The sequence below is a fragment of the Serratia sp. CoH_122_TC_1 genome (assembly GCF_058191755.1).
In genome coordinates this window covers 99140-125585 of sequence record NZ_JBXWLA010000013.1, presented here as the reverse complement: position 1 = coordinate 125585, position 26446 = coordinate 99140, and the positions used below count along the sequence as shown (strand labels likewise).

Annotated in this window: 24 protein-coding genes; 15 read left to right on the top strand and 9 right to left on the bottom strand. The window is 54.0% G+C overall.

The genetic code is table 11. The features are described from left to right. Window positions 1–27: 27 nt before the first annotated feature. Both AC2FC2_RS17515 and AC2FC2_RS17510 read right to left on the bottom strand, forming a co-directional pair. Entirely contained in the window at window positions 28–579 is a 552-nt protein-coding gene (locus AC2FC2_RS17515) for a fimbrial protein (protein ID WP_404760819.1), read from the bottom strand. An 86-nt stretch (window positions 580–665) separates the two neighbouring features. Next, a complete protein-coding gene (locus AC2FC2_RS17510; protein ID WP_209639245.1) occupies window positions 666–1196 on the bottom strand; it encodes a fimbrial protein in 531 nt (176 codons plus the stop codon). A gap of 762 nt (window positions 1197–1958) precedes the next feature. Between AC2FC2_RS17510 and AC2FC2_RS17505 the strand changes: the two genes are divergently transcribed. The 5 genes from AC2FC2_RS17505 to fetB all read left to right on the top strand — a co-directional run bounded on the left by AC2FC2_RS17505 (window position 1959) and on the right by fetB (window position 5434). Next, complete coding sequence (locus tag AC2FC2_RS17505; RefSeq protein WP_209639242.1) at window positions 1959–2372, top strand: YuaE family lipoprotein; 414 nt, start codon at window positions 1959–1961, stop codon at window positions 2370–2372. Between the two features lie 2 nt (window positions 2373–2374). Further along, on the top strand, window positions 2375–3511 hold the full coding sequence (locus AC2FC2_RS17500; protein WP_490659630.1) for an FKBP-type peptidyl-prolyl cis-trans isomerase N-terminal domain-containing protein: 1137 nt from the start codon (window positions 2375–2377) through the stop codon (window positions 3509–3511). Window positions 3512–3526: 15 nt separating this feature from the next. Further along, window positions 3527–3808, top strand: coding sequence for a FaeA/PapI family transcriptional regulator (locus tag AC2FC2_RS17495; protein WP_209639236.1), 282 nt, complete (start codon window positions 3527–3529; stop codon window positions 3806–3808). 188 nt (window positions 3809–3996) lie between these two features. After that, window positions 3997–4674 carry an iron efflux ABC transporter ATP-binding subunit FetA gene (gene fetA / locus AC2FC2_RS17490; RefSeq protein ID WP_209639233.1) on the top strand — a complete coding sequence of 226 codons (678 nt, stop codon included), beginning with the start codon at window positions 3997–3999 and terminating at the stop codon, window positions 4672–4674. Next, the gene (fetB, locus tag AC2FC2_RS17485) at window positions 4661–5434 is read left to right on the top strand and encodes an iron efflux ABC transporter permease subunit FetB (RefSeq protein WP_209639230.1); all 774 of its coding nucleotides are present in this window, start codon (window positions 4661–4663) and stop codon (window positions 5432–5434) included. Before fetA ends, fetB begins: the two co-directional genes overlap by 14 nt. Before the next feature lie 99 nt (window positions 5435–5533). Here fetB and AC2FC2_RS17480 read toward each other — a convergent pair whose 3' ends face one another. Together AC2FC2_RS17480 and AC2FC2_RS17475 are read right to left on the bottom strand one after the other, a co-directional pair. Continuing rightward, complete coding sequence (locus tag AC2FC2_RS17480; RefSeq protein WP_265556054.1) at window positions 5534–6370, bottom strand: TIM barrel protein; 837 nt, start codon at window positions 6368–6370, stop codon at window positions 5534–5536. Between the two features lie 46 nt (window positions 6371–6416). Then, window positions 6417–7844, bottom strand: coding sequence for a sugar porter family MFS transporter (locus AC2FC2_RS17475; RefSeq protein ID WP_490659629.1), 1428 nt, complete (start codon window positions 7842–7844; stop codon window positions 6417–6419). Between the two features lie 563 nt (window positions 7845–8407). Here AC2FC2_RS17475 and AC2FC2_RS17470 point away from each other — a divergent pair. Next, the gene (locus AC2FC2_RS17470; RefSeq protein ID WP_490659628.1) at window positions 8408–9913 is read left to right on the top strand and encodes a CoA-acylating methylmalonate-semialdehyde dehydrogenase; all 1506 of its coding nucleotides are present in this window, start codon (window positions 8408–8410) and stop codon (window positions 9911–9913) included. Window positions 9914–10052: 139 nt separating this feature from the next. Beyond that, window positions 10053–10874: a 5-deoxy-glucuronate isomerase gene (gene iolB / locus AC2FC2_RS17465; RefSeq protein WP_404760822.1), complete on the top strand. Its 822-nt coding sequence runs from the start codon at window positions 10053–10055 to the stop codon at window positions 10872–10874. A gap of 158 nt (window positions 10875–11032) precedes the next feature. Here iolB and AC2FC2_RS17460 read toward each other — a convergent pair whose 3' ends face one another. Together AC2FC2_RS17460 and AC2FC2_RS17455 are read right to left on the bottom strand one after the other, a co-directional pair. Next, window positions 11033–11869, bottom strand: coding sequence for a MurR/RpiR family transcriptional regulator (locus AC2FC2_RS17460; protein WP_209639217.1), 837 nt, complete (start codon window positions 11867–11869; stop codon window positions 11033–11035). A gap of 197 nt (window positions 11870–12066) precedes the next feature. Then, window positions 12067–13995: a bifunctional 5-dehydro-2-deoxygluconokinase/5-dehydro-2-deoxyphosphogluconate aldolase gene (locus tag AC2FC2_RS17455; RefSeq protein WP_490659627.1), complete on the bottom strand. Its 1929-nt coding sequence runs from the start codon at window positions 13993–13995 to the stop codon at window positions 12067–12069. A gap of 534 nt (window positions 13996–14529) precedes the next feature. Between AC2FC2_RS17455 and iolD the strand changes: the two genes are divergently transcribed. The 4 genes from iolD (at window position 14530) to iolE (ending at window position 19456) form a co-directional block, all read left to right on the top strand. Beyond that, entirely contained in the window at window positions 14530–16470 is a 1941-nt protein-coding gene (iolD, locus tag AC2FC2_RS17450; RefSeq protein ID WP_404760824.1) for a 3D-(3,5/4)-trihydroxycyclohexane-1,2-dione acylhydrolase (decyclizing), read from the top strand. A 64-nt stretch (window positions 16471–16534) separates the two neighbouring features. Then, on the top strand, window positions 16535–17548 hold the full coding sequence (iolG, locus tag AC2FC2_RS17445) for a bifunctional inositol 2-dehydrogenase/D-chiro-inositol 1-dehydrogenase (protein ID WP_209639211.1): 1014 nt from the start codon (window positions 16535–16537) through the stop codon (window positions 17546–17548). Window positions 17549–17587: 39 nt separating this feature from the next. Further along, window positions 17588–18472 (top strand): sugar phosphate isomerase/epimerase family protein, encoded by an 885-nt coding sequence (locus AC2FC2_RS17440; protein WP_209639209.1) that lies wholly within the window; start codon window positions 17588–17590, stop codon window positions 18470–18472. 87 nt (window positions 18473–18559) lie between these two features. After that, window positions 18560–19456 carry a myo-inosose-2 dehydratase gene (gene iolE, locus AC2FC2_RS17435; RefSeq protein WP_209639206.1) on the top strand — a complete coding sequence of 299 codons (897 nt, stop codon included), beginning with the start codon at window positions 18560–18562 and terminating at the stop codon, window positions 19454–19456. A 57-nt stretch (window positions 19457–19513) separates the two neighbouring features. Here iolE and AC2FC2_RS17430 read toward each other — a convergent pair whose 3' ends face one another. Both AC2FC2_RS17430 and AC2FC2_RS17425 read right to left on the bottom strand, forming a co-directional pair. Beyond that, on the bottom strand, window positions 19514–20692 hold the full coding sequence (locus AC2FC2_RS17430) for a P1 family peptidase (protein WP_209639204.1): 1179 nt from the start codon (window positions 20690–20692) through the stop codon (window positions 19514–19516). Further along, entirely contained in the window at window positions 20689–21207 is a 519-nt protein-coding gene (locus AC2FC2_RS17425) for a GNAT family N-acetyltransferase (RefSeq protein WP_490659626.1), read from the bottom strand. Before AC2FC2_RS17425 ends, AC2FC2_RS17430 begins: the two co-directional genes overlap by 4 nt. Window positions 21208–21594: 387 nt before the next feature. Here AC2FC2_RS17425 and AC2FC2_RS17420 point away from each other — a divergent pair, with 387 nt between their 5' ends. From AC2FC2_RS17420 to gntK, 4 genes are all read left to right on the top strand, one after another. After that, the gene (locus AC2FC2_RS17420; RefSeq protein WP_490659625.1) at window positions 21595–22290 is read left to right on the top strand and encodes a pirin family protein; all 696 of its coding nucleotides are present in this window, start codon (window positions 21595–21597) and stop codon (window positions 22288–22290) included. Window positions 22291–22421: 131 nt separating this feature from the next. Next, window positions 22422–23417, top strand: a complete 996-nt coding sequence (gene gntR / locus AC2FC2_RS17415) for a gluconate operon transcriptional repressor GntR (RefSeq protein ID WP_209639200.1) — start codon at window positions 22422–22424, stop codon at window positions 23415–23417. A gap of 342 nt (window positions 23418–23759) precedes the next feature. Further along, window positions 23760–25076, top strand: a complete 1317-nt coding sequence (gene gntT, locus AC2FC2_RS17410; RefSeq protein WP_037425035.1) for a gluconate transporter — start codon at window positions 23760–23762, stop codon at window positions 25074–25076. 150 nt (window positions 25077–25226) lie between these two features. Further along, window positions 25227–25754 carry a gluconokinase gene (gntK, locus tag AC2FC2_RS17405; protein ID WP_209639199.1) on the top strand — a complete coding sequence of 176 codons (528 nt, stop codon included), beginning with the start codon at window positions 25227–25229 and terminating at the stop codon, window positions 25752–25754. Window positions 25755–25801: 47 nt separating this feature from the next. Here gntK and AC2FC2_RS17400 read toward each other — a convergent pair whose 3' ends face one another. Beyond that, window positions 25802–26395 carry a YhgN family NAAT transporter gene (locus tag AC2FC2_RS17400; protein WP_209639198.1) on the bottom strand — a complete coding sequence of 198 codons (594 nt, stop codon included), beginning with the start codon at window positions 26393–26395 and terminating at the stop codon, window positions 25802–25804. Window positions 26396–26446: the final 51 nt, after the last annotated feature.

Sequence of the window (26446 nt, the reverse complement as noted above, 5' to 3'; positions counted from 1 at the left end):
AAAAATCGGCACTCGCCTATCAAGGCGTTACAGATAAGACAGGGTAAATTTTGCCAGTGAGTTGAATCCGCCGGCTCGGGCCCTGTCAGGCTGAATGCGTAGCTGGGCGCCAAAGCGCAGCGTATTGTCGCCGGCAACGATCTGGTAATCCGCGGTGGTGCTACCTAAGGGGATCGGGGTACCGGCTGCAGTCAGCAGCTCAATGGCTACGCCCTGTGCTTCACCATAAACACCCAATAACGCGGGATCCCGGCTGTCTGCGGTACCGTCGAAAGTGACGGTGGCGGCGCGATAGATAAAGTCGGGTTTTACAATGCTGGCCAGTTCGCAATTCACCAGCTTGATCTCAAAATTGCGTCGGCTGCCGATCAGGACCGGCTGTGAACCCAAGGAGGCATCGGTCATGGATACCAGCCCGAAATCGACGGTCTGATCCAGGCTTTCACTGGCAATGCCGCACGGGGTTTCGACGATTTCGCCGCCCAGACTGAGCGTGCCGTGGCCCTGATTTTTTGCCGCCGCTTCTGCGCTACACACGCTGAGCGTGATAAGCAGTACGCCCAAAATTGGGTTTGTCATGCTGGCGTCTCCCTGTTGCCTTTGGTCCCGTTACCCACTATCCGTACAGGTAAAACGGGGACACCAATACGGCGTCCCCGAGGGGATTACAGGTATGCCAGAGTGAAGTTTGCAACGCTGGTGAATTCGCCTGGAACCACGGCGCCAGAAGCGCTGCTGCCTTGCAGATAGGCGGCGAATTTCAGGGAGTTGTTGCCTTCGGTCAGGCCCTGGCCGTCGGTTGCTGTACCCAGCTCAACATCTTTGGAATGCAGGTTGTCATAGATCATGATGCCAGCGCCGGTTGCGGTGCCGCTCAGAGCCAGAAGTTTGTTGTTATCTGGATCCGGGGTACCTGTAAAGGTCACTTGGACGTTCTTCATCGTCGCGATGGAGCAGTCTTTCAGTTCGATGCTGAATGGCTCGGAGCTGGATTTACCTTCTTTAGCCAGCAGACGGCTGCTGATTTGGCCCATAGGTACAGTCTGATCAACAGATTCCGGTGCTACGCTGCATGGCGCATCAATAATTTCACCGGTAAAAGTGACTTTACCGCTACCCTGGTTAGATGCGGCATGAGCAACAGATGCGGAAGCGAAAGCAATCACAGTTGCCAGCATTAATTTATTCAGTTTCATTTCTCAAGTTCCTGTAGAGAGTATTTAAATAAAAAGAACAGCACATCTAAATCCCCCACAACAGCAGCAACGTCATGTCGCCGACGCCGTAGTTGGAGCCAGATCCTTTTGCTCTGGGCAATACGCCACCCTCCATTATTCATGAGTGAATAACGAAAGTTTTCAGAATTCGTAAAATCGAAATCCTTAAAAGAAAAATAGGTATATCACCATAGCGTCTTGCTGGGATTATTCTTGCAAATAATAGGCGTGATTGGGAATAGCTTTTATTAATTTAAGTCAAATACAGAATATAAAACCAAAAGGAAAAAGAAATATATATGATTGAAAATCAATAGATCGTATACAAATATTATCCAGAATAAATGACTATATAAATGGCAATATGCGAGATATTAGATCGACAGAATTAGCGTTCACACTACAATTAACAATATTGTTTTGATAATATCGCCATCAGACAGCAGATGATGAATTCTGGCTGTTAATCATGGGGTAAAAGTTAACTCTTTGTTTTGAAAGGTAAGCAGGTCAGTAATACTGGCTTGAAATGCGGCTTTTATTCATCGTTGCGACGATAACTTCTTTTCGGTGTTTAACAAAATTATAACAATGTCAGTGGGGCGGGATTATTACCCATTCCCTTCCGTTATTGCGATTTTTTGTTATTTAACTCGTTAGGATTAATCAGAAACGGTCAGATCCCGCAGGGCTTCGCGACATAATAATGACCTAAGTGATAATTAAGAGATGATAAACGGAATGATTACCATAATTAATGATTCAATGCGCCGTTCTGCAGTCACTACATCTGTACTGATAATGTCTTTCTTACTGCTGTCAGGTTGTGCAGGGAAAAACAGTGTTGGTACTGTTGCTGTGAAAAATGTTTCACAGAACAATCCTAAGGAAAAAACCGATGAGCAACGTATCGCGCTCTGTCAGCAGCGGGTTAATTCACTTAAGAATATTAATCCGCAAAGCTATCAGAAACGGATTGCTTATTTTAATGGATTACTCACCAACGCTTCTGGATATGCCGGTATTCGCAGCAATGTTGATGAAAGTACGCGTAAGGCGATAGACGCGCTTTATAAGTATAAAACCGAGAAATTCTGCGCTGACGTTGAACATGAGCTGATGTCCGATCTGTCCAGCCGGGTAGAGAGCTTATAGCGATGAGAAAGTGCGCGGAAGGAGCCGCTGCTTTGCTGTTGTTATTGGCGGGACAGACGGCGTTTGCGGGGGATGACGGTATTCCCGCGCTGTTGAAATTTGCCGAGCAGCAGGCGGCGCCGGTGGCGGAAAAAGCCCCACCTGCGACGCAGAAGCCGGCTATCGCCAAGCCCAAACTTGCCACGTCAATGGGGGCGGAGAGGGCTCGGTTGGCAGCGTTGAATCAGACCTTACAGCAACAGGCTGACACTATCCGTCTGCTGGAGCAGAAATTGGCGGCTCAGAATGCGCTACCTATGCCAGTCATCGAGGCACCCGTTGTTGATATTCAACCACTGGTGGCGGCGCTGAAGGGGATCCGTCGGGCCATCGCACCTCCCCCGGCGCTGGTCGCCATGGCGGCATCCCTGGCACGGCAACAACGGGTCGCCACAGAGCAAGAGCGGCAGTTGCAGCGGCTTCGCCATCAGTTGGCAACCCTGCGGCAACCGCCATCGCTGGCCAGCGATGTGGATAAACAGGCCTATGCCGCTGGCGTTTCGCTTGGGCGTGACATCGTGCAGCTGCAAGAAGAGAACCGCCTGCTGGGTATCGATGTCGATCGATCACGTTTGCTGGCGGGCATCGCCGATACGCTGACGGGCAAGCCGCGGCTGGATGATGCGGCCGTTGACAGCGCGTTGCAGGCGGCAGACGAGGTACTGCAACAGGTTCAGCAGAAACGGCAGCAGGCCATTGGGCAGGATGGCAAGGCTTACCTTGCCGATTTCGCCCAACAACCTGGGGTGCAAAAGGATCCGCTCGGCTTCTATTACCGCGTGGATTATGCCGGCAGTGGTGAGATAGCCGCAGATGACAACGTCGATATTGTGGTGCGCGAGAGCCTGCCGGGTGGGCAAGTGATTAAGGATATGGACGTCGCCGGCACGGTGATTTCACAGCCGTTAGCAAAATACCCACCGTTGTTTCGCGCAGCCATCAGCAAACTGAACAAACACGGATCCATTACGCTGGTGGTCCCCCCTGCGCTGGCGTATGGCGATAAGGGAAGTCCACCTGCTATTCCACCGGGAGCAACCATGATTTACACCCTGCGCGTAGCCGACGCGTTACCGCAGGACAGGAGTAGGCGAAAGTAACTCAAGGAGAACGCGATGGCCAAGGTGCCGGTAACATATGAAATCAGGAAGTCACATATGCTAAACGTGTTACGAAAACTGTGTATGGAACGTGCCGCCGGGGCGGGAGGGCATCATCCACCCGCGCCGGAACACTGGCCTAAAACCCGGGAACTGGCGGATAAATGCGGCGAGAATATTTACACCACGCGCACATTATTATTGGCATTGGAAAAAGAGGGTAAAGTGAGCTGTACCCATCGCAGTATCAATAACTCGTTACGCTGGTATATTTGCGTATCGCCAAAAAAAGTGTAATTCCTTTCCTGCCTTGTGTTTTTGACTATCTTTCACAGCGGATTAGATTAATAGAGGGCTGTGGGGCGACACGCTCCTCAGCCCGAATCCTTTGTTACGACTCATGACCAGCCATTGCCAGTGTGTTTTTCGAAGCCCTATACTGGCCGCCTGAGTGAAAATATTGCTATGAGGGATACGGGCTAATAATGAAGGAAAGCAAAGAACTACTGTTATTGGATGATATTCATTATCAAATAGGCGAGCAGGTTATTCTGGATTCTGTCTCTTTCGGCTTGAATCAGGGGGAATTTAAACTGATTACCGGCCCCTCTGGCTGTGGAAAAAGTACCCTGCTTAAAATCGTCTCCTCTCTGATCGACCCGACCCGGGGACACATTATTTTTGCCGGTAAGCCCATTACCGATATATCGCCAGAAGAATACCGCCAACAGGTCTCTTATTGTTTTCAAACACCCGCGCTTTTTGGCGACAGCGTGTATGACAATATTGCATTGCCTTACCAGATTCGTAAGCAAAAGCCGGATGAGCAAAAAATGCGGTCCGACCTGGCGCGTTTCGGTTTGCCGGAGAATATGCTGAAAAAAAGCGTTAACGAATTATCGGGTGGAGAGAAGCAGCGTATTTCATTGATCCGTAATCTGCAGTTTATGCCCAAGGTGTTGTTATTGGATGAGATTACCAGCGCGTTAGATGAAGATAACAAACGCAACGTCAATGAAATTATTCATCAGTTGGTCGTGCAGCAGGGCGTCGCCGTGCTGTGGGTGACACACGATAAAGATGAAATCACCCATGCGGACGATGTGATTACCTTGCGTGCACACGGCGCTCGGGCACAGGAGAAAACCGATGAATCAGCATAATATCAGCAATGAATCCTTAGCCCTGTCGATGGTGTTGGTGATTATTGCCATTTTAATCAGCCATAAAGAAAAGCTGGCACTGGAAAAAGACATTATCTGGAGCATTTGCCGGGCGGTGGTGCAGCTGATTATTGTCGGCTATGTACTGAAATATATTTTTGATGTGAATAACGCCATTCTTACGGTGCTGATGGTGCTGTTCATCTGTGTTAACGCCGCTTACAACGCGAAAAAACGCAGTAAATATATCGATCATGCGTTTGTGACGTCGTTTATTGCCATCACTACCGGGGCCGTATTGACCTTGGTGGTGTTGGTGCTGACCGGCTCGATAGAGTTTACCCCCATGCAGGTGATCCCTATATCCGGCATGGTAGCCGGCAACGCGATGGTCGCCGTCGGGTTGTGCTACAACAACCTTGGGCAGCGTTTTAAAAGCGATCAGCAAAAGATTCAGGAGATGCTCAGCCTGGGGGCCTCGCCGAAGTTTGCCTCGGCGGCGTTGATCCGTGACAGCATCCGCGCGTCGTTGATCCCTACGGTCGATTCGGCCAAGACCGTGGGTCTGGTCAGCCTGCCGGGCATGATGTCAGGCTTGATCTTCGCCGGCATTGATCCCGTCAAAGCAATTAAGTACCAGATAATGGTCACCTTTATGTTGCTTTCTACCGCTAGCCTGTCGACGATTATTGCCTGCTATCTGGCGTACCGTAAGTTCTACAACACGCGTCACCAATTGGTGATTAGCCACTTGAAATAACCCCGAACGGCCAGAGGGAAGGGGAGGGGCTGCATGCTGCGCCAGGTTAAATCGGGCCGAGCATGCTCGACCCCTACCCCTTTGACACTGACGTGCGCATTACCCTTGCAGCAGGGCGATACTCTGGCGGATCTCACGTGCTATATCGGCTTCTGTCCAGGTGTCCAACTGTGAAGAGAACGGCTCGAAGGCGTAAATGCCGGTGTAACCGAGGCGCTCCAGATTCTGCACCTGTGCTTTGCTCTCCAGTCTGTCTTTGTCACTCAGCATGATGCGTTCTTCATCGCTTAACGCATTTTTTGTCCGTGGATCTTCCACCCCGGAAAGGTGCACCAAACCAATACCCTCTATCTGAATCTGCGCATCAAACTCAGGCTGTGCGACACCGCTCAAATAATGGTGGAAGGTATCCAGCACGATTTTATAGGGTGCGCCGGAATCGCGGATCAGAGACTGTGTCAGTAACGATGAGCGCAGCGAACTGATACCGAACCCCAGAGGCTCAACATAGGCCTGCACACCGTATTGTTTGAACAGGGGCGCCAGTAGCTTCAGGGCGGCCAATGTATCGGTTTTTTTCTGCTCTTCGCTGCGTGAATCCCCTGCGCTGCAATGTGGGCACAATACCACCGCCTGACTATGAATGGCCCGAGCTTGCGACAACAGCGCCTCGGCGTTGGTTAACAACCGAGTCTGATCGTCCAAGAGGTTAAACATACCGAGGGCGTTGATCGTGATAATGTCGATACCGTATTGTGCTGCCAACGCATTGACTTGATCGTTGCTCAGGTTATCGGTCACCTTGCCGCTCGGCATATCGTTGCGCAGCTCAACTTTGCTGAGCCCGCACTTTTTCACCAGCGCGAAAAAGTGTTCTATATCGAGATTTGGCGCGATCTTACGGTTGATGCAAAAGCGGTCTGGCGCAATGGTCATGATGCATGACTCCTGAGATAGGGGCGAAAACCTAAGATTGACCGACTTACAGCGGCGTGCGTTGTGTTTCGGGCCGTGGCTGGCGATAGCGTTTGGCCATCACCACGTCTTCCATTTTCTCCAGCGATACGCCTTTGGTTTCGGGAATATAGCGGCCGATAAACCAGTAGCTGAACAGGCAGCAGGCGGCGAAAATCCACATTGGGAAGGCCCCGTGGAAACTGGAGAACAGGTAAGGGTTGTCGTTGATCATCGGGAAGGTTTGCGACACGACAAAGTTGGCCAGCCACATGCAGCCGACGGCGATGCTCATACCCTGTGCCCGCATGCGGTTAGGGAAGATTTCTGATACCAAAACCCATGCTCCGACCCCCCATGACAGCGCGTAGAACACCATAAAGAACAGCATGCCGAACAAGGCGAAATAGCCAGTGGCTTGGGTGTAGAGCGCATAAGAGGTGATCAGCAACCCGGCGATAGCGCCGAGCGTGCCGTAACGCATCAGCGGAATACGACCGATGCGATCCATCAGCATGGCGCCGATCACCGAACCCACCAATTGCAGCACGCCGATCCAAATCGTTTGGAAGAGTGCTTCCTGGGCATTTTCGGTGACGGTTTTCAGCACCATCGGCGCGTAGTACATCATCACGTTAACACCGGTAACCTGTTGCAACATGGCGATCATGCAGCCGACAAACAGAATGAAACGTACCCGTATGTCACCGTAGTTCAGCTTCTGCTGGTGTTGTTTCTGGTCTTGATGCAGTGAGTATTTGATTTCTTGCAGCAATCTTTGCGCATGCGTTGCGTTGGATATTTTGGTCAACATTGCCAAAGCCTGATCGTCGCGACCGACCATGACGCTCCAGCGCGGTGATTCCGGGATGATGAATACCAACATCAAGAACAAAATGCAGGGGATGACTTCTGAACCGATCATCCAGCGCCAGCCCATTTCGACCAGCCAGGCTTCACTGGCGATGCTGGCGATTTTGAAGTTAACGTAGAAAATCACGATCTGGCCAAACACGATGGCAAATTGCTGCATGCTGAGCGCACGGCCACGCATGTCTTTTGGTGAGACTTCCGACATGTACATTGGGGAAACGGTGGCGGCAATACCGACGGCCAACCCCCCGATAATGCGGTAAATCACAAACCAGCTGAAGGTGTTAGCCAGGGCCGCACCAATGGCCGAGATGGTGAACAGCAAGGCTGCCAGCATCAACGCTTTTTTCCGGCCGTAGCGCGCGGCCAGCGGCCCGGCGCCAAAAGCCCCGACCACACAACCTATTACCACGTTAGAGACGGCCCAGCCGGTTTCGACCGGGCTGAGATTAAAATAGACTTTTAGGGCTTCGATTGCGCCGGAGATCACGGCAGTATCGTAACCGAATAAAATGCCGCCGAGTGCCGCAATGCCGCAAATTCGCAATATATACCCGGTGTTGTGTTTACGCTGAGATGACATGTGTTGCTCCGATTTTTATCCTGGCTTCCACCCGCGCAGTAGGTTGTCGGTAAGAGGGAGGCGGAAGGGTGTGAACCGTGCCTGTCATTAGGCGGTGACATTGGAATAGGTCTTCTCTAAACAAGAACATTTATTCCATAATTAGTGAATAATGAAATATTGATTTTTAGATCCAGTTCAAAAAAAAACGCGCACATCCCACAAGCACGGCAGCACTATCCTTGATCAACCCTTTTCAACGTATTCCCGAGCGGATCGCCTATTTCTGTATAAAAGTCAGGGCTAATCCCCACGACCCTACGGCGGGCCGACATCACAGGTTTTTTCCTCAAATGTAACCGGCGTGCCTGATGTCCTGGCAAAACTGCTACCTCTCTCACTAAAAACAAATTTTCTAAAATAATTTATTTGAAACTTTTTTTTCAATGAAATAGAGTTTGCTTCATCAGGTCAGGATTTAGCCTGCTTATGGGGTTAACCCGGTAAGCGGTGTGATGAAAACGCCAGGGTGTGCGGCACTGCGCACAGCGTTCGGCGACAGCAGACTTAAAAGAGGGCGAGACATGAAAACCGTGGGTAACTTTATTGGCGGGCAGGTGTGCCTGAGCAGCAGCAATCAAACCGTCGACGTGCACAACCCGGCCACTGGGCAGGTTGAGCGTCGGGTCACGCAAAGCACCGCCGCCGAGGTAAAGCAGGCCATCGATGTGGCCCACCAGGCGTTTGCCGATTGGTCACGCACCACACCGCTGCGCCGTGCGCGCATCATGTTCAATTTTAAGGCACTGCTGGAACAGCATCGCGATGAGCTGGCGGCGTTAATCGTCAGTGAACACGGCAAGGTTTACTCTGATGCCTTGGGCGAGCTGACCCGCGGGATTGAAGTGGTTGAGTTTGCCTGCGGCATTCCGCATTTGATCAAAGGTGAATATTCAGCGGATGTAGGCAGCGGCGTAGACAGTTTTTCGTTGATGCAGCCATTAGGTGTGGTGGCGGGCATCACCCCGTTCAATTTCCCGGCAATGGTACCGATGTGGATGTTCCCTATCGCGTTGGCCTGCGGTAACACTTTCGTACTTAAACCACCGGCATTGGTGCCTTCGGCATCGGTACGGATGGCGGAACTGCTGAAAGAGGCTGGCCTGCCGGACGGCGTATTCAACGTGGTGCATTGCGCTAACGAAGACGCCGCGCAGCTGTGTACCGACCCGTACATTCAGGCGGTGAGCTTTGTGGGGTCGTCGGCCGTGGCGGAGCATATCTATACGACGGCCAGTGCCCACGGCAAACGGGTGCAGGCTTTCGGCGCGGCAAAAAACCAGGCCATCATTATGCCGGACGCCGACTTGGATGCGACAGTCAATGCCCTGATGGGCGGCGCGTTTGGCTCTGCCGGTGAGCGTTGTATGGCGTTGCCCGTTGCCGTGGTCGTCGGTGATGACACGGCGGATAAGCTGATTGCCAGGTTGAAGCCCTTGATCGCCCAATTGCGTGTGGGTCCTGGGATCCAGCAGGGCGGTGAAGAAAACGAAATGGGGCCATTGGTTTCCTCTGCTCACCAGAAGAAGGTACTGGGTTATATCGATCTGGGCGTCGAAGAGGGCGCAACGCTGGTCGCCGATGGGCGCAATTATCGGGTGCCGGGTTACCCGGACGGCTACTATGTTGGCGGCACGCTGTTCGACCACGTCAAACCGCACATGCGTATCTACCGTGAAGAGATCTTCGGACCGGTGCTGGGCATTGTCCGCGTACCGGATTACCAGACGGCGATCGATACGGTAAATAGCCATGAGTTTGGCAACGGCAGCGCCATCTTTACCAGTAACGGCCACTACGCGCGTCAGTTTGTGCACGAAGTGCAGGCTGGCATGGTCGGGGTTAACGTCCCGGTTCCGGTTCCGATGGCATTTCACAGCTTCGGTGGCTGGAAGCGCTCGGTGTTTGGGGCATTGAACGTCCATGGCACTGACGGCGTGCGTTTTTACACACGCATGAAAACGGCCACTGCCCGCTGGCCGGCGGGGCAACAAACGGTGTCTGAATACAGTATGCCGACGTTGGGTTAACGTCCTTATACCCTTCACAGTCACCCTGTAGGGGGCGAATAAATTCGCCCCGATGAATGCGGGCGCAGCATGCAGCGCCCCTACGATGATGCAACTCCAATTATTTTGGGTATATTTATTCTCAAAAGGGAGGATTTCCATGTCTTCACTACTTGCCAAGTGTCAGCAGCCGGACGATCAGGGCCGCATTCAGCATGTCACCCCAGAGAATGCCGGCTGGCGCTTTGTCGGGTTCGATGTTTATCGCCTTGAGGCAGGCCAATCGCTGCGCCTGGAAAGTGGCGACAAAGAGCTGTGCCTGGTGTTAGTCGCGGGCATCGCGTCCGTTTCCACCCTGCGGGCGGAATACCCGAGCATCGGCAAACGCATGAGCCCGTTCGAACGCACACCGCCTTATGCGGTATACGTGCCGCATCACGACAAGATTGAAGTGCGGGCGGAAAGCGCCCTGGAATTGGCGGTCTGCAGCGCACCGGGTCATGGCCACCTGCCATCGCGCTTGATCACGCCAGCGGAGGTCGGCGTCGAACGTCGAGGCAAGGGACGCAATCAGCGTCTGGTACACAATATTCTGCCCGATAGCGAACCGGCAGACAGTTTGCTGGTGGTAGAGGTGTATACGGATGAAGGCAATACCAGTTCGTACCCTAGCCACAAGCACGATCAGGAAGACTCGCCGGATGAAACCTATCTGGAAGAGACCTACTATCACCGGATTCAGCCGGAACAGGGTTTTTGTATGCAACGGGTGTATACCGACGATCGCTCACTGGACGAGTGCATGCCGGTGTATAACCGTGACGTAGTCAAGGTACCGCGCGGCTATCATCCGGTGGCGACGTTGGCCGGGTACGACAACTATTATCTCAATGTGATGGCAGGGCCGGTGCGGCTGTGGAAATTCACTTGGGAAAAAGACCACGCCTGGATTAACACCGACGGTTACCCGGCGGCTAAATAATCCTTATCAGGCCCGGTTTTCCGGGCTTGGCTATACCCAAAATAATTGGAGTTGCCTCCAGGCGGCAAGGGAGCTTATCCCGATGAGCTTACACTGGTCAGTGATTCGGGTAAGTGAATGCAGCCAACACAGAGGCAGCTTCAAGTATGACGGGTATATTACTCTTCTTTGGCGTTATTCAATGCCAGCGATACCGCCAGCGTCTGCGCCAGACACATTGACGCGACCTGGGAACGGAAACCGTCCACCTGTGCTTCACGCACGACAAAGCACACGTCGCTGAAGGCGGCCAGCGGGCTAACCTGGCTGTCGGTAATCGCGATTTGTTGTGCGCCGCTCTTGGCACCCAATTCAACCAGTTCCAGCGCTTCTTGAGCATAAGGCGAGTAACTGATGGCGATCACGACGTCATTAGGTTTCACCATGCTGAGCTGCTCGGTAAACATGCCGCCCAATCCGTCGATCAGAAATGCCCTGCGTTCCAGGTGGCGTAACGCATAGGTGAGGTAGGAGGCGACGCTGAATGAGCGGCGCAAACCAATCACGTAAATATTCTCGGCGTTGTTCAGTAACTCAACCGCCCGATCCAACTGCTCTGGGCTGGTTTGCATTGCCAACTGTTGTAACGCCTGAGCGTTGACCATGGTGAAAACGTTAAGGATTTCCGCCGGCTTTTCCGGTGCGACGTTATCGTCGGTCGAGGTCTGACGGAACAGGCGCGCCCGCTCGGTATAGTTGACGGTTTCTTCCATCAGGTGCTGGCGAAAAACCTGTTTCATTTCGTTGAACCCGCTGAAGCCAAAGGCATTGGCGAAGCGGATCAGGGTGGAAGGCGGGACGCTGGCCTGTGCGGCAATGGAGGCGACGGTATCGAAAGCAATGCTGTTACTGTTATCCAAAATGTAACGCGCCACCTGCTTTAAACGCTTGCTCAGCGTTTCATAGCGGTGGCGGATTTCGTCCTGTAACAGCGAAAGTTGAGTTGGGTTGTTCATCCATTCGGCTCGCAGTGTGGGCTAAGGCGTATCGGCCTGACGCCTGAATTATTGACATGACATTCTAACAGATGGAGTGGAAATTTCATTTCACCAAAAAGCGATTTATTCGATTGCAAGTTGCGTGACTTCACAGAAAACAGGCAAAAAAATCCCCTTAAAGCGGCGAAAATCCGTTTAAGGGGAGGGTTCTGCGCTTAAGGCTGGTGGGAAGTTGGGCGATATTGGTGCCAGAAACCGATCAGCGTCAGGTATTTTTGTTTCACCTGCTCAATTAACGCCGCGTCATCGAGTTCACCCTGCAACCAACGCCGTGAAGGTTGGCCGAAGATGGTGCGGCCAACGGCAAAACCTTTCACCCAGCGTGCGTCGGCAGCCGCAGCGAAGCCGGCCTTCAGCGTTTCTTCCGGTGAGTCCAGCCCCAGGATAAGTACGCCACGGCAGAAAGGATCGTTAGCGTCGATCAAGGCGCCGACCTGCTGCCAGTTCTCTGCACTCAACGGCGGCAATTTCCACCAGTCCGGCTTAATGCCCAGCGCGTAGAAATGTTGCAGCATGTCCAGATAATAGGTTTCGTTCTTGTCGGTGTTGCTTTCCGGCAGGATCACTTCCAGCAGCAGTTCATGGCCAGACTTGCAGCAACCGCGATACACATCGCTAATCAGCTCATCCTGTTCGCGACGCAGCTCAACGGCGTCATGTGGGTGGTAAAACACCAGACATTTCACCACGTGTTCCTGTGGCCAATCGATCAGTTGAGATCCAATGCTACCGTGTTCCAGCCGCAGCGGGCGTGAACCTGGCAGTTCGACTGGCCGACCGATCCACCATCCCTGACCGGTAATCTCGTTCAGTGCGGCCTGGCCATAGGTGGTATCGGCCAAAATCCCGCTATTACCCCGTAGCCCAGCCACTTCGGCGGCCTGTTGTGCCGCGGTCAGCAGCAGGGTCTTCAGTTTAGGGATGCGTTCTTCACTGACGTTGGCTTCTCGCGCCATATCCGCCAATTGTTTGCGATGATCAAAGGCGAACACGCACAGTTCGGGCCACTGCTGTTTACGCGTGGTGACCCGGTGAAGATGGTTAAGTCGCTCATCACGGTCAGGGCGTTTCACTTCCTGTTCGCGTTGCAGATAATCATCCAGTTCCTGTTTGCTGGGCATCGCAGGTGCGCAACCGTGGCGTGAAACCACCAGTGCGCCACAGGCATTGGCATAACGGCATGCCTGATCCCAGCCTTCATCATTCAAATAGCCACGTAGCAAACCCGACATAAAGGCATCACCTGCACCTAACACGTTCAGGACTTCAACTCGCACGCCGGAATGCAGTTTTACCTGTTGCCAGTCGGCGGCGATCTCGCCTTCGAACACTGAACAGCCTTGTGCGCCTCGCTTACAGACCAATGTCGCCTGTGTTGCCTTGCGCACGTTTTTCAGGGCGGTCAGGGTATCGGTACTGCCACCGGCAATATGAAATTCCTCTTCGGTGCCGACGACCAGATCAAAGTGGTGCAGCACTTCCTGCAGCTCGCGGGTCACTTTTTCTGACTCGACAAAGCGGGTTTCTCCGTCGCCCAGGGACGTCAGGCCCCACAGTACTGGCCGATAATCGATATCCAGTGCGGTGCGCAGTCCGTGGCGGCGGGCGTATTCCAGTGCTTTTAATACCGCGGCGCGGGTATTTGGGTGTGACAGGTGCGTGCCGGTAATAGCCAGCGCGCGTGATGACGCGATATAGGATTCGTCGATGTCGTCCGGCGTCAGCGCCATATCGGCACAGTTTTCGCGGTAGAAAATCAGCGGGAAGGTTTCCTGATCTTTGATACCGAGGATCACGAGCCCGGTCAGACGGTGTGGGTCAGTGATCAGGCTTTGTGTGTCGGCACCGACGCGTTGCAATTCTTCGCGCAGAAAACGGCCCATATGCTCATCGCCGACGCGGGCCAACATGCTGGACTTCAGGCCCTGGATTGCGGTGCCATAGGCCACGTTGCCGGAAGAGCCGCCGAGATATTTTGAGAATGTGCTGGCATCTTCCAAGCGTGCGCCGATCTGTTGTGCATAGAAATCGACGGCAATACGCCCGAGACAAATGACATCAAGCTGTTTTTCTTGTGTAGCCATACCCGTTTCCTTCTGTATTAAGCCAAACCCCGACTGCAAAGCATATTTCGAAGTATGAGGAATAAAAATTTCAATTTCAAGATTGAATGAAATTTATACCCCGGAAATGTGATGCATTTAAAACAGCCTCACTATCGCGGTTAAATCAGCGTAAAACAGCGCCCTGCTTGCCGGGAAAGCCTCCGCCAACGGCGGAGACAGACCTTGCATGACGGCCAGACCCTATCAAGGGTTGCGGTGATTTCAGCGACGACGGGCAGTCGGTTGCAACGGAGGAAAGGACGGCTAAGTCAGTGAATTATAAAGGCATGGATGAAACGGGGTTTTCATCATAATGCGATCTTTATCGCAAAATGAAATGTTTCTTCTGTAATGTGATTTTATGAAAAATATATTTGTTTATAATCGCTTCACGTTTCACATCGTCGCTTAAGTTGAACAATTCGCGTGAAAACGACAGGCATCACAGAGTTTCCAGGGTTCGGCACGCGAGTGGTGTCGGAGCGGGCGTGACTAATCTAAAAGGGTGAGTAAATGGGCAAGATTCGGTTAACCATGGCACAGGCACTCGTCAGGTTCCTCGACAACCAGTATCTGCTGGTCGACGGTGTGGAAACCAAATTCGTTAAAGGCATCTTTGCGATTTTTGGCCACGGCAACGTTCTCGGTCTTGGGCAAGCGCTGGAACAAGACAGCGGTGACCTGATCGTGCACCAGGGGCGAAACGAGCAGGGTATGGCTCACGCAGCCACGGGGTTTGCCAAGCAGAAACTGCGCCAGCAGATCTACGCCTGTACCTCTTCCGTCGGTCCGGGTGCCGCCAATATGATCACCGCCGCTGCCACCGCCACCGCCAACCGTATTCCTTTATTGCTGCTACCCGGCGATGTTTACGCGTCGCGTCAGCCAGATCCGGTGTTGCAGCAAATCGAACAAACTTACGATCTCAGCATTAGCACCAACGATGCCTTCCGCGCGGTGAGCAAGTACTGGGATCGTATTGTACGGCCAGAACAGCTGATGAGCGCCTGTATCAACGCGATGCGTGTGTTGACCGACCCGGCTGAAACGGGGGCGGTGACGCTGAGTTTGCCGCAGGACGTGCAGGGCGAAGCCTACGACTACCCTGACTATTTCTTCCAGAAGCGAGTGCACCGGCTCGATCGCCGACCGGCAACGGAAGGTATGCTGGCCGATGCCCTGGCGCTGCTGGCGACCAAACGCCAACCGTTACTGGTGTGCGGCGGTGGGGTGAAATACTCACAGGCTGGTCAGGCGCTGCGCGAGTTTGCCGAACGTTTCCAGATTCCGTTTGTGGAAACACAAGCAGGTAAGGGGACCGTGCCGTCCAACCATCCCTTTAACCTGGGGGGCGTTGGCGAAACCGGCTGCCTGGCGGCCAATACCCTTGCCCGGCAGGCCGATCTGGTGATTGGCGTGGGCACCCGTTATACCGACTTCACCACCTCGTCAAAATGGCTGTTCCAAAATGCCGACGTCGATTTTCTCAATATTAACGTCAGTGCCTTTGATGCCGGCAAGCTCGACGGCGTGCAGGTACTGGCCGATGCCCGGGAAGCGCTGTCCGCGTTGGCTGCGCTGTTGGCACCTTCCGATTACCGTGCGGGTTGGGGCAATGCGATTAGCGACGCGCGTCACGCTCAGCAACAAGAAACAGCTCGCGTTTACGCGGTGGAATACACCGGAGAGGGTTTTGTGCCGGAAATTGACGATCATCTCGATCGCGACAGCGTGTTTGCCGAGTTCATCGAAAAAACCGACTCGCTGCTGACCCAAAGCCGGGTTCTGGGGGTACTGAATCAGCATTTGCCGCAGGACAGCGTGATCGTGGCCGCCGCGGGCAGCTTGCCGGGCGATTTACAACGCGTGTGGCAGAACCATGGTGAGCATGGCTACCACGTGGAGTATGGCTATTCGTGCATGGGTTACGAAGTGAATGCAGCACTGGGGGTCAAACTGGCCGAGCCGCAGCGTGAGGTGTACGCCATGGTGGGCGATGGTGCCTTTATGATGCTGCATTCCGAACTGGTCACGTCGATTCAGGAAGGGTGCAAAATCAACGTCGTGCTGTTCGACAACATGACCAACGGGTGCATCAATAACCTGCAGATGGAACATGGCATGGACAGCTATACCACCGAGTTCCGCTTCCGAAACCCGCAGGGGGGCAAGCTTGACGGCAAGTTAGTACCGGTCAACTTCGCCATGCTGGCGGCAGCCTACGGCTGTAAAACCTACAGCATAACGACCGAACAGCAGCTGATCGACGCTTTGGCCGATGCCCGTCGGCAGACCCTATCTACCCTGCTGGATATCAAGGTGCTGCCAAAAACCATGGTGCACAAATATCTCAGCTGGTGGCGCGTGGGGGGAGCCCAGGTTGCCGACAATGAAAAAATTGTCGCCGTGGCTCGCAAGCTGCAAGAGAACATCGACAAGGCCCGCGACTACTGATTTACGCATTGCTTGATTACCCAGACCTTGCGTCTGCCGCAACTATTTGAAGAGGATAACGAAAATGACACTGAACATTGGGGTTATTGGCACCGGCGCAATCGGTCGGGATCACATTCGTCGCTGCAGCAAAGTGTTGCAGGGCAGTCGTATCGTGGCCGTCAACGATATCAACCGTGACAACGCCGCTAAGGTGGTGAGCGATCTGAAACTGGACGCCAAGGTTTATGACAAGGGTCACGACCTGATCAACGCGTCGGACGTGCAGGCGGTGTTGGTCACATCCTGGGGCCCAAGCCACGAAGAGTTTGTATTGGCAGCCATTGCTGCCGGCAAGCCGGTGTTCTGCGAGAAGCCGTTGGCGGTGACGGCTCAGGGATGCAAAAACATCGTTGAGGCTGAAGCAAAACACGGCAAACGTCTGGTGCAAGTGGGCTTTATGCGTCCTTACGATCAGGGCTACCGAGCGCTCAAGCAGGTGCTGACCAGTGGACAAATTGGTGAGCCGTTGATGCTGCATTGCGCGCACCGCAACCCGACCGTTGGCGAAGCTTACACCACGGATATGGCGATCACGGACACCCTGATCCACGAAATTGACGTCCTGCGTTGGCTGCTGGATGACGACTATGTTTCGGTACAGGTCGTGTTCCCGCGTAAAAGCCCCAAGGCGTTCCCGCACCTGAAAGATCCGCAAATTGTGCTGTTTGAAACCGCGAAGGGCACGCGTATTGATGTCGAAATCTTCGTTAACTGCCAATACGGTTACGACATCCAGTGCGAGGTCGTGGGTGAAAGTGGTATTGCCAAGCTGCCAGAACCTTCATCAGTGCAGATGCGCAGCGGTGCCAAACTGTCGACCGAAATTCTGACCGACTGGAAAGATCGCTTCATTGATGCTTACGACGTTGAGTTACAAGGCTTTATCAATGACGTCCTGGCAGGTTCGCTGACAGGCCCCTCCGCTTGGGACGGTTATGCGGCGGCGGTGACGGCTGATGCTTGCATAGCCGCGCAGCTCAGCGGTGAGATTGTCCCTGTGACCTTGCCACCACGTCCGTCGTTTTATAACAAATAGTGTGCTGACCGCCGTATCCACGTTTAACGAGGAATGACCATGAAGATCGCTTTTGATGTTGATGTCATCAGGGACCTGGGCATCACGAAAATGGTTCAGCAGGTGGCGGACTGGGGCTATCAATATATTGAGCAGTCACCGCACCCGCAGATCAATCCTTTCTATAAGCATCCGAAAGCCGGGCGTGAGGTCATGACGGAGTACAAAAACGTCCTGAAGGCTACCGGCGTGGAGATCTCCTCGTTTATCGTCGTTTATCGCTGGTCTGGCCCGGGTGAAGATCGCCGTCAGGCGGCAGTCAAAAATTGGCGTCGGATGATCGAAATCGCGGTAGAAATGGGTGTGCAGGTGATCAATACCGAACTGGCCGGCAATCCCAATGAGCCGGAAATCTGTGAAGAGTTGTGGTATCGCTCAATGGAGGAACTGTTGCCGATTATCGAGCGGGAAGGTATCCGCATGGAGATCCAGTCACACCCATGGGACTTCTGCGAGCTGAGCAACGAAACCGCGGATATCGTCAAGTCGCTGCGTAGCGATCACGTTAAATACCTCTACAGCGTTCCCCATACCTTCTACTACGACAAAGGCCAGGGTGACGTGGCTGGCATGTTGCAATATGCCGGTGAGGATCTCTCGCATGTGCTGATTGCCGACACCATGAACCATACCAAACACTGTCGCTATATCGTCAACCCGCCGGGTGTAGACGCCGCCGTACATCAGCATATGGGTATCGGCGAAGGGGAGGTGGACTTCGAAACCTTGTTCCAGACCTTGCGTGATATGGCGTTTGCGACCCGCAACTTTAAGGTCGGCGGCGAGTCGATTATCTGCACGTCACTGTTTGGTTACCCGGAAAGAATGAAAACCCAGGCTGTAGCGACCCGAGAGCGCATCGAAAAAGAGCTGTTGGGTAAATAATTTCCCGGCTGCGCGGGTGAAAATAGCCTACAGACGGGCTCTATACCCTGCGGCTTAAAAGACGACGGTATATTACTGAGGCTGAAAATGAATAAAGACAATGTAAAACTGGCCATCGCCCCGATCGGCTGGACCAATGACGACATGCCCGAGTTAGGTAAAGAGAACACCTTCCAGCAGTGCGTCAGTGAAATGGCACTGGCCGGGTTCACCGGTAGCGAAGTGGGCAGCAAGTACCCGCGCGATCCGGCCGTGTTGAAGCCGATGTTGGACATTCGCGGCATTCAAATCTGCAATGCCTGGTTCAGCACCTTCTTTGCCGATGGCCTGAAAGACAAAACTGTCGATGAATTCATTAACCATATGAATTTCCTGCATGCGATGGGGGCAAAGGTGATTGGCTGCTCCGAGCAGAGCAAGAGTATTCAGGGCACCACCAAAGGGGTGTTTGAAGAGAAGCCGTATTTCAGCGATGAAGAGTGGCAGCGGGTGGCCGACGGGTACAATGAACTGGCAAAAATTGCTGCCGACAAGGGGATGCAGGTCTGCCTGCACCACCATATGGGCACCGGCATCCAGACGACCGCAGAGATCGATCGTTACATGAGCATGGTGAACGACGACGTCTACCTGCTGTTTGATACTGGGCATGCTTACTATTCGGAAGGCAGCCAGCAGGCGATGATGGCGATACTGGAAAAATACCTGCCGCGTATTAATCACGTACACCTGAAGGACGTGCGTGATGAGGTTGTTGCAGAGGTGAAGGCCAACAAATTGAGCTTCCTCGACGGCGTGAAGAAAGGCACCTTCACCGTGCCGGGGGATGGGGTGATCGACTTCCTGCCGGTCTTTAAATTACTCGATGAGCGCGGTTACAAAGGGTGGATGGTGGTCGAGGCTGAGCAGGATCCGGCGTTGGCTAACCCGTTTGAATATGCGGTGAAAGCGCGTCGTTATATCAAAGAGACAGCCGGTATTTAACCGGGTTGAGAATGTCAAAGGGCGCTTGAGCAATCAATGCGCCCTTTTTAATGGGTATCAGCTCAGTGTTTTCCAGGTAGTGACGTGCTCACCAGGCCAGGGGGTGGCTGCGTAAACGCCACGGGCTATCGCTCGTGCCAACGTATCCGCTGCCAGTGCGCCAATTTGCAGCACCGCCAGTTCTCGGCTGCCCTCGACGTTGCGCTGCCCGGTGGATAAGGCGAATACCACGTCGCCGTCGAACGGGCTGTGCAGTGGGCGGATGGCGCGGGCCATACCATCCTGTGCCATGATCGCGACGCGTTTAAGTTCTACCCGAGTGAGGGCCAGATCGGTGGCGATACAGGCCAAAGTGGTGTTCTTTCTACCGCCTGTCGGCGCTTCTGGCATCCAGTCTTCGCCCTGACCGTGCAATTGCGCGAGCGCGGCTGCACCCCCGTTGCCAAACTCACCGTTGATTTCATAAGGTGTGGCCCAGAACGCACGGGTGCCCGGGGCAACGACGGAGCCCAGGCTGTTTACCGCCACCAGTGCACCGACGGTAGCACCATTCGCTGCAACGATAGAAGCTGAACCCAGGCCGCCTTTCAGCTTACCCATGCCGGTCATGGCACCATAACCCGCGCCAACGGTACCTAGCGGGAAGTCGAGACCCACTTTGCCGACGGCCTCTATCCCCAGTTGGCGATAAGGCGGGGTGAGCTGCCAGTCTTTATCACCTGCGTTGCTTAAATCGTATAGGCAGGCGGTGGGGACGATTGGGGACACCGGCACACCCGGTGCTGGACGAAGGGCGTAACCCCTGCCTTGCTGCCCCAGCCAGGCGGCCACCCCATCCGCTGCCGCCAGGCCATATACCGAGCCACCGCTAAGCACTAAGGCATCGATGGTCTGCACCAGATTATCCTCTCCCAGCGCATCGGTTTCTCGGGTGGCAGGGCCACCACCGCGCACGTCGACCGCGGCGATCGCCGGGTGATCCGGCAGGATCACCGTCGTGCCGGTTCGTACGCGGCTGTCTTGGGCGATGCCGACCCGTAGGCCAGGCACGTCGGTAATCAGGTTACGGGTGCCGGTACGTACGGCAGGAGAGGTTGGCATGGCAGCCCCCAAGAGTGCAGTAGGAGAAAGGATGCCAATAGCACCCGTTACGCAGGCCAGCGTTTGTACAAAGGTGCGGCGGCTGACGGCTAAGGGGCGGTATACCGCCCCTGATCTACTTTTGGCATCCTTCATGATGATGCGTTTTTCTGCTGTTCACCGCGAAAGCGTGCCATGTGATAGGAGTCTACCAGTTTGCCGTCGCGCATCGCATAGGCGCGGCTGGTGCCTTCAATGTCAAAGCCGAACTTGCGGTAGAGCGCAATCGCGGCCTGATTGTCGGTGAACACCGTCAGTTCGATGCGCTCAATGCCTGCCCAATTGTCGCAAAGGTCGATCATCGCCTTCATCAGGCTACTGCCAACGCCCTTGCCGTGGTGGCGGCTATCGACGCCAATGCCAAAGGTCGCCACATGGCGGCGGCGCACGCGCTGGTTCAGCATCACGCTCAGTTGGCCGACGACTTGCCCATCAATACAAGCCACCAGGTTGTGGGTGCCCGGTTCGAGATTGGCGAGGCGCTTGTGCCACAGCTCGATTGACGGTAGTGGAAGTTGTAGCGTGTCACGGTAGGCCTGTGGTTGAGAGTAAAGCTGATGCAGGGCTTGTGCATCTGTTGTTTCCACGTGACGAACTACGATTTCACTCATTACGCTGCTCCTTTGGCTTACCGGTTGAATAACCTCTGAATTTATCCGTTTATTGTGTCGAGTCAATATTATTACGTGTTGGTTAAAAAAACGCTTTACAGGTGCGAATGATAATGATTATTATTGCGATGCGTTCCGGGGAGAGTATCAACCTTTGATATCCTCACTGCGAAGGCACGACATTGCTCACATTGCTTCCAAGTATTACTTAGCCAGCTCGGGTGCTGGCTTTTTTTTTGCCCGTTTTCAGCCCGGCATGCCCTCAACAAATTCTCTGCCAATGGTTTCACCACTCCATCTAATTTTTTGAACAGAGGGATGAGTTTTTTACGCTTTCTTATTCTGCTGCCAGGACTAGACTGTAAAAAACATTGAGGAGAGTTGAATATGATTTATTTACGTAAGGCAGAAGATCGTGGTCATGCCAATCATGGTTGGCTGGACAGCTGGCACACCTTCTCATTTGCCAACTATTACGATGCTGATTTTATGGGGTTCTCGGCGCTGCGGGTGATCAACGAAGACATGATCGATGCAGGGCAGGGGTTTGGTGCTCACCCGCATAAAGACATGGAAATCCTGACCTACGTGCTGAGCGGCACGGTCGAGCATCAGGACAGCATGGGCAACAAAGAGCAGATCCAGGCCGGTGAATTCCAGATCATGAGCGCGGGTACCGGAGTGCGTCATTCTGAGTACAACGGTAACAACGATCGTCCGTTGCACCTGTACCAGATTTGGATCATCCCTGATCAGGTCGGGCTGGAGCCACGCTATGAACAACGCATGTTTGATGCGCCGCAGGGCCGTCAGTTGGTGTTGTCACCGGATGCGCGTGAAGGTTCGCTGAAGGTGTTCCAGGATATGACACTGTCCCGCTGGGCGTTGAATAAAGACGAAGAGGCGGCGTGCCCAATTGAAGCAGGGCGTCGTGTTTGGATCCAGGTGGTACGTGGCAAGGTTGTGGTTAATGGCCAGCAGGCCGGCACCAGCGATGCTTTTGCTGTGTGGGATGAAGCCGAGTTGTCGATTCATGCCGATGAAGACAGTGAAATCCTGCTGTTTGATCTGCCACCCGTCTGATTAAGCGGTAAATATCAAGGGCTCACAAGGTGAGCCCTTTTTGCGTTCAGCTTCCCAGTAACCAACAATATCGGCCCCGGTTTTTTTTTGCTAAAATGAGCGCCCATTCACGGTTAGCCAGTTCATTGATAATGAAGAAAAAACGGCCGGTACTCCAAGATGTCGCAGACAAGGTAGGCGTGACCAAGATGACGGTGAGCCGTTATCTGCGTAATCCCGATCAGGTTTCTGTCGCCTTGCAGCAAAAAATTGCCGTCGCGCTTGATGAGCTGGGCTACATCCCCAACCGTGCGCCGGATATCCTTTCCAACTCAACCAGCCGTGCTATTGGCGTATTGTTGCCATCGTTGACCAACCAGGTGTTCGCCGAAGTGCTACGCGGCATTGAGAGCGTCACTGATGCGCACAATTATCAAACCATGCTGGCGCACTACGGCTATTTGCCGGAGCGCGAAGAACAGCGCCTGACTTCGTTGCTGTCTTACAATATTGATGGCTTGATCCTGTCTGAGCGGCACCATACACCCCGTACCATGAAGATGATTGAGGTTGCGGGGATCCCGGTCGTCGAACTGATGGACTGCGTATCACCTTGTATCGATCTGGCCGTAGGCTTCAATAACTTTGAGGCGGCACGCCAGATGACCCAGCAAATCATCGCACACGGCCATCGGCACGTGGTGTACTTCGGTGCACGCCAGGATGAACGTACCCTTATCAAACAGCAGGGCTATGAGCAGGCGATGCGCGAATCCGGTCTGGAACCCTACAGCGTCATGACGGCACGATCGTCGTCCTATTCTGCCGGTGGTGAGCTGTTGCGCCAGGCGCAGCGCGATTATCCGCAGATTGACAGTATCTTTTGCACAAACGATGACCTGGCGATCGGTGCGACCTTTGAGTGCCAGCGACAAGGGCTGTCGATCCCCAATGACATGGCTATTGCCGGTTTCCACGGCCACGATATCGGCCAGGTGATGGTGCCAAAACTGGCGAGCGTATTGACGCCGCGTGAACGCATGGGCCAAATCGGCGCTGAACGCCTGCTGGCTCGCCTGCGTGGCGAAACGGTCAGCCCACGCATGGTGGATGTCGGTTTTACCGTGATCCCCGGCGGCAGCATCTGATCGGGTTTAACCCGATGTTTGAACGATTTTAATGATGAAAGCGCGCCGTTTGGCGCGTTTTCGTTCCTGCCTGTAAGTTTGCCGCCCGTTACCTTCATAAGTTTGATCTCTATCCCAGAACGCGAATTTTAGCCCGCCCCCCGGTTCCGGCAATCATGCTGTTACCGGTATCATGATACCGGTAACAATGAGTGTGCGGTTATCTTGCTCAAGATAGAACCTTTACCTCAGCACCACCTACAGCTCGTCTTCTAACACCGGGAAGAGCCTAAAAATACAACAAACGCGCGCTTTACGGCCTATCGTAAAGAGGGTCTGCGATAAAAAGGTTGGAGAAAAATTATGCCATTAGTGATTGTTGCAGGCGGGGTAGCGCTGCTGTTGCTGCTGATGATCCGCTTTAAGCTGAACGGCTTTATCTCTCTGGTTCTGGTTGCTCTGGCGGTAGGTATCGCTCAGGGAATGCCAGTCGATAAAGTGATCGGTTCCATCAAGGCCGGCGTGGGCGGCACGTTGGGCAGCCTGGCGTTGATCATGGGCTTTGGCGCCATGCTCGGCAAGCTGCTGGCGGACTGCGGTGGTGCTCAGCGCATTGCCACTACGCTTATCGAGAAGTTCGGCCAAAAATATATTCAATGGGCAGTGGTACTGACCGGGTTTACCGTCGGTTTTGCTCTGTTCTATGAAGTCGGTTTTGTGCTGTTGCTGCCGCTGGTCTTCAGTATCGCCGCTTCTGCACGCGTGCCGTTGCTGTATGTCGGCGTGCCGATGGCGGCTGCGCTGTCTGTGACCCACGGTTTCTTGCCGCCGCACCCAGGCCCAACGGCGATCGCCACCATCTTCCATGCGGATATGGGCAAAACGCTGTTGTACGGCACGCTGTTGGCTATTCCAACGGTGATCCTGGCAGGCCCGGTCTATGCCCGTTTCCTGAAAGGCATCGACAAGCCCGTACCTGAAGGCCTGTATAACCCAAAAATCTTCACCGAAGCAGAAATGCCAAGCTTTGGCATCAGCGTTGCCACCTCTTTGGTACCGGTGATCCTGATGGCACTGCGTGCGGTAGCGGAAATGGTGCTGCCGAAGGGCCATAGCCTGTTGCGCTTTGCCGAGTTCTTCGGCGATCCGGTCATGGCGACGCTGATTGCAGTACTGATCGCTATCTTCACCTTTGGTCTGAACCGCGGTCGTACCATGGATGAAGTGATGGGTACCATCACCGACTCAATCAAAATTATCGCCATGATGCTGTTGATCATCGGCGGTGGTGGTGCATTCAAGCAGGTACTGGTCGACAGCGGCGTAGAGAAATACATCGCCGCTCTGATGGAAGGCAGCAACGTCTCGCCGATTCTGATGGCCTGGTCCATTGCCGCCGCACTGCGTCTGGCGTTGGGGTCTGCTACCGTGGCAGCAATAACCGCGGGGGGGATTGTCGCACCGCTGATCGCGACTACCGGAGTCAGCCCGGAACTGATGGTGATTGCCGTTGGGTCGGGCAGCGTGATTTTCTCTCACGTCAACGATCCTGGTTTCTGGTTGTTCAAGGAGTACTTCAACCTGAGCATCATGGAAACCATCAAGTCCTGGTCGGTGTTGGAAACCATCATCTCAGTCTGCGGCCTGGTGGGCTGTTTGCTGCTGGCGACGGTCGTTTAATATATCCGCTGCCTTTTAAGTCGGTATATAGCGAGGTTATCCGGCACCCCCAGGGTGTCGGACATTCTTTGGAGTTTGGGGCGCATTTGATGGCGCAGGGGGCGTAACCCGCCGCCGGAACGTACATCTGATCCCATAAGGGCATGACATATGAGTAATTCACAGCACCACGTATTTATTCTGATGGGGGTTTCAGGCAGCGGTAAATCCGCAGTGGCCAACGCCGTCGCTCATGAAGCCAATGCCGCGATGCTGGACGGCGACTACCTGCACCCGCGTGCCAACATCAACAAAATGGCGGCCGGGCATGCGCTGGACGATAACGATCGCGCCCCCTGGTTGGCGGCATTAAATGACGCGATCTTTGCCATGGAGCGTACCAACGACGTTTCCCTGTTAGTGTGTTCCGCGCTGAAAAAAAGCTATCGTGACCGCCTGCGTGAAGGCAACCGCAACCTGCATTTCATCTATTTGAAGGGTGACAAGGCGGTCATTGAGGAGCGTTTGAAACAGCGTAAGGGCCATTTCTTCAAGCCACAGATGCTGGTTTCCCAGTTTGCCACGTTAGAAGAGCCTAACGAGCAAGAACAAGACGTGCAGGCGATCGAGATAGATCAACCGCTGGACGCTGTGGTCGCGGATACGCTCGCTTATATTCGGCGTGTTGCAGCCCAGTAAACCGGGCTGCCATTTTGTACCGGCGCCGAGCTGGCGCCAGTACCCCATTACAACTTCATATAAGCCCGCACGCCGTCCAGGAACATCTGGGTCGACAACATCACCAAAATCAGCCCCATCAGCCGTTCCAGCGCGCTGACCCCCTTGCTGCCCAGCAGGCGCAGGAACAGGTTAGACATCAGCAAGATAGCGGCGGAAATCCCCCAGGCAATCAGCAGGGCCCCCACCAGATACGAAATGTGGTTTGGATACTGGTGCGAAAGCAGCATCAACGATGCCAGAATCGAAGGCCCCGCAACCAGTGGGATGGCCAGCGGCACCAGGAAAGGTTCTTCACCGGCGGAAAGCCCGCTGCTATCGCCCTCTTGCGAGGGGAAAATCATCTTGATGGCGATCAGGAACAAGATAATCCCGCCGGAAATCGACACGGTCTCGGTACGCAGGTTGAGGAACGCCAATATTTTCTCGCCGGCAAACAGGAAAATCAGCATCAGCAACAGGGCGATCAGCAGCTCGCGGATCAGCACCATCCGCCGACGGCGCGGCTCCAGGTGCTTGAGCACCGACATGAAAATGGGCAAATTGCCCAACGGGTCCATGATTAAAAACAGCAAAACTGTGACTGAAATCATCTCTGTCATCATTACCTCTGGATCTGAAAAACACCTCGGTCATCCCGACGGCGTCCTTGC

Coding starts and splice junctions, on each gene's coding strand:
- AC2FC2_RS17515 (WP_404760819.1), bottom strand. CDS start 579: ATGACAAACCCAATTTTGGGCGTACTGCTTATCACGCTCAGCGTGTGT.
- AC2FC2_RS17510 (WP_209639245.1), bottom strand. CDS start 1,196: ATGAAACTGAATAAATTAATGCTGGCAACTGTGATTGCTTTCGCTTCC.
- AC2FC2_RS17505 (WP_209639242.1), top strand. CDS start 1,959: ATGATTACCATAATTAATGATTCAATGCGCCGTTCTGCAGTCACTACA.
- AC2FC2_RS17500 (WP_490659630.1), top strand. CDS start 2,375: ATGAGAAAGTGCGCGGAAGGAGCCGCTGCTTTGCTGTTGTTATTGGCG.
- AC2FC2_RS17495 (WP_209639236.1), top strand. CDS start 3,527: ATGGCCAAGGTGCCGGTAACATATGAAATCAGGAAGTCACATATGCTA.
- fetA (WP_209639233.1), top strand. CDS start 3,997: ATGAAGGAAAGCAAAGAACTACTGTTATTGGATGATATTCATTATCAA.
- fetB (WP_209639230.1), top strand. CDS start 4,661: ATGAATCAGCATAATATCAGCAATGAATCCTTAGCCCTGTCGATGGTG.
- AC2FC2_RS17480 (WP_265556054.1), bottom strand. CDS start 6,370: ATGACCATTGCGCCAGACCGCTTTTGCATCAACCGTAAGATCGCGCCA.
- AC2FC2_RS17475 (WP_490659629.1), bottom strand. CDS start 7,844: ATGTCATCTCAGCGTAAACACAACACCGGGTATATATTGCGAATTTGC.
- AC2FC2_RS17470 (WP_490659628.1), top strand. CDS start 8,408: ATGAAAACCGTGGGTAACTTTATTGGCGGGCAGGTGTGCCTGAGCAGC.
- iolB (WP_404760822.1), top strand. CDS start 10,053: ATGTCTTCACTACTTGCCAAGTGTCAGCAGCCGGACGATCAGGGCCGC.
- AC2FC2_RS17460 (WP_209639217.1), bottom strand. CDS start 11,869: ATGAACAACCCAACTCAACTTTCGCTGTTACAGGACGAAATCCGCCAC.
- AC2FC2_RS17455 (WP_490659627.1), bottom strand. CDS start 13,995: ATGGCTACACAAGAAAAACAGCTTGATGTCATTTGTCTCGGGCGTATT.
- iolD (WP_404760824.1), top strand. CDS start 14,530: ATGGGCAAGATTCGGTTAACCATGGCACAGGCACTCGTCAGGTTCCTC.
- iolG (WP_209639211.1), top strand. CDS start 16,535: ATGACACTGAACATTGGGGTTATTGGCACCGGCGCAATCGGTCGGGAT.
- AC2FC2_RS17440 (WP_209639209.1), top strand. CDS start 17,588: ATGAAGATCGCTTTTGATGTTGATGTCATCAGGGACCTGGGCATCACG.
- iolE (WP_209639206.1), top strand. CDS start 18,560: ATGAATAAAGACAATGTAAAACTGGCCATCGCCCCGATCGGCTGGACC.
- AC2FC2_RS17430 (WP_209639204.1), bottom strand. CDS start 20,692: ATGAAGGATGCCAAAAGTAGATCAGGGGCGGTATACCGCCCCTTAGCC.
- AC2FC2_RS17425 (WP_490659626.1), bottom strand. CDS start 21,207: ATGAGTGAAATCGTAGTTCGTCACGTGGAAACAACAGATGCACAAGCC.
- AC2FC2_RS17420 (WP_490659625.1), top strand. CDS start 21,595: ATGATTTATTTACGTAAGGCAGAAGATCGTGGTCATGCCAATCATGGT.
- gntR (WP_209639200.1), top strand. CDS start 22,422: ATGAAGAAAAAACGGCCGGTACTCCAAGATGTCGCAGACAAGGTAGGC.
- gntT (WP_037425035.1), top strand. CDS start 23,760: ATGCCATTAGTGATTGTTGCAGGCGGGGTAGCGCTGCTGTTGCTGCTG.
- gntK (WP_209639199.1), top strand. CDS start 25,227: ATGAGTAATTCACAGCACCACGTATTTATTCTGATGGGGGTTTCAGGC.
- AC2FC2_RS17400 (WP_209639198.1), bottom strand. CDS start 26,395: ATGACAGAGATGATTTCAGTCACAGTTTTGCTGTTTTTAATCATGGAC.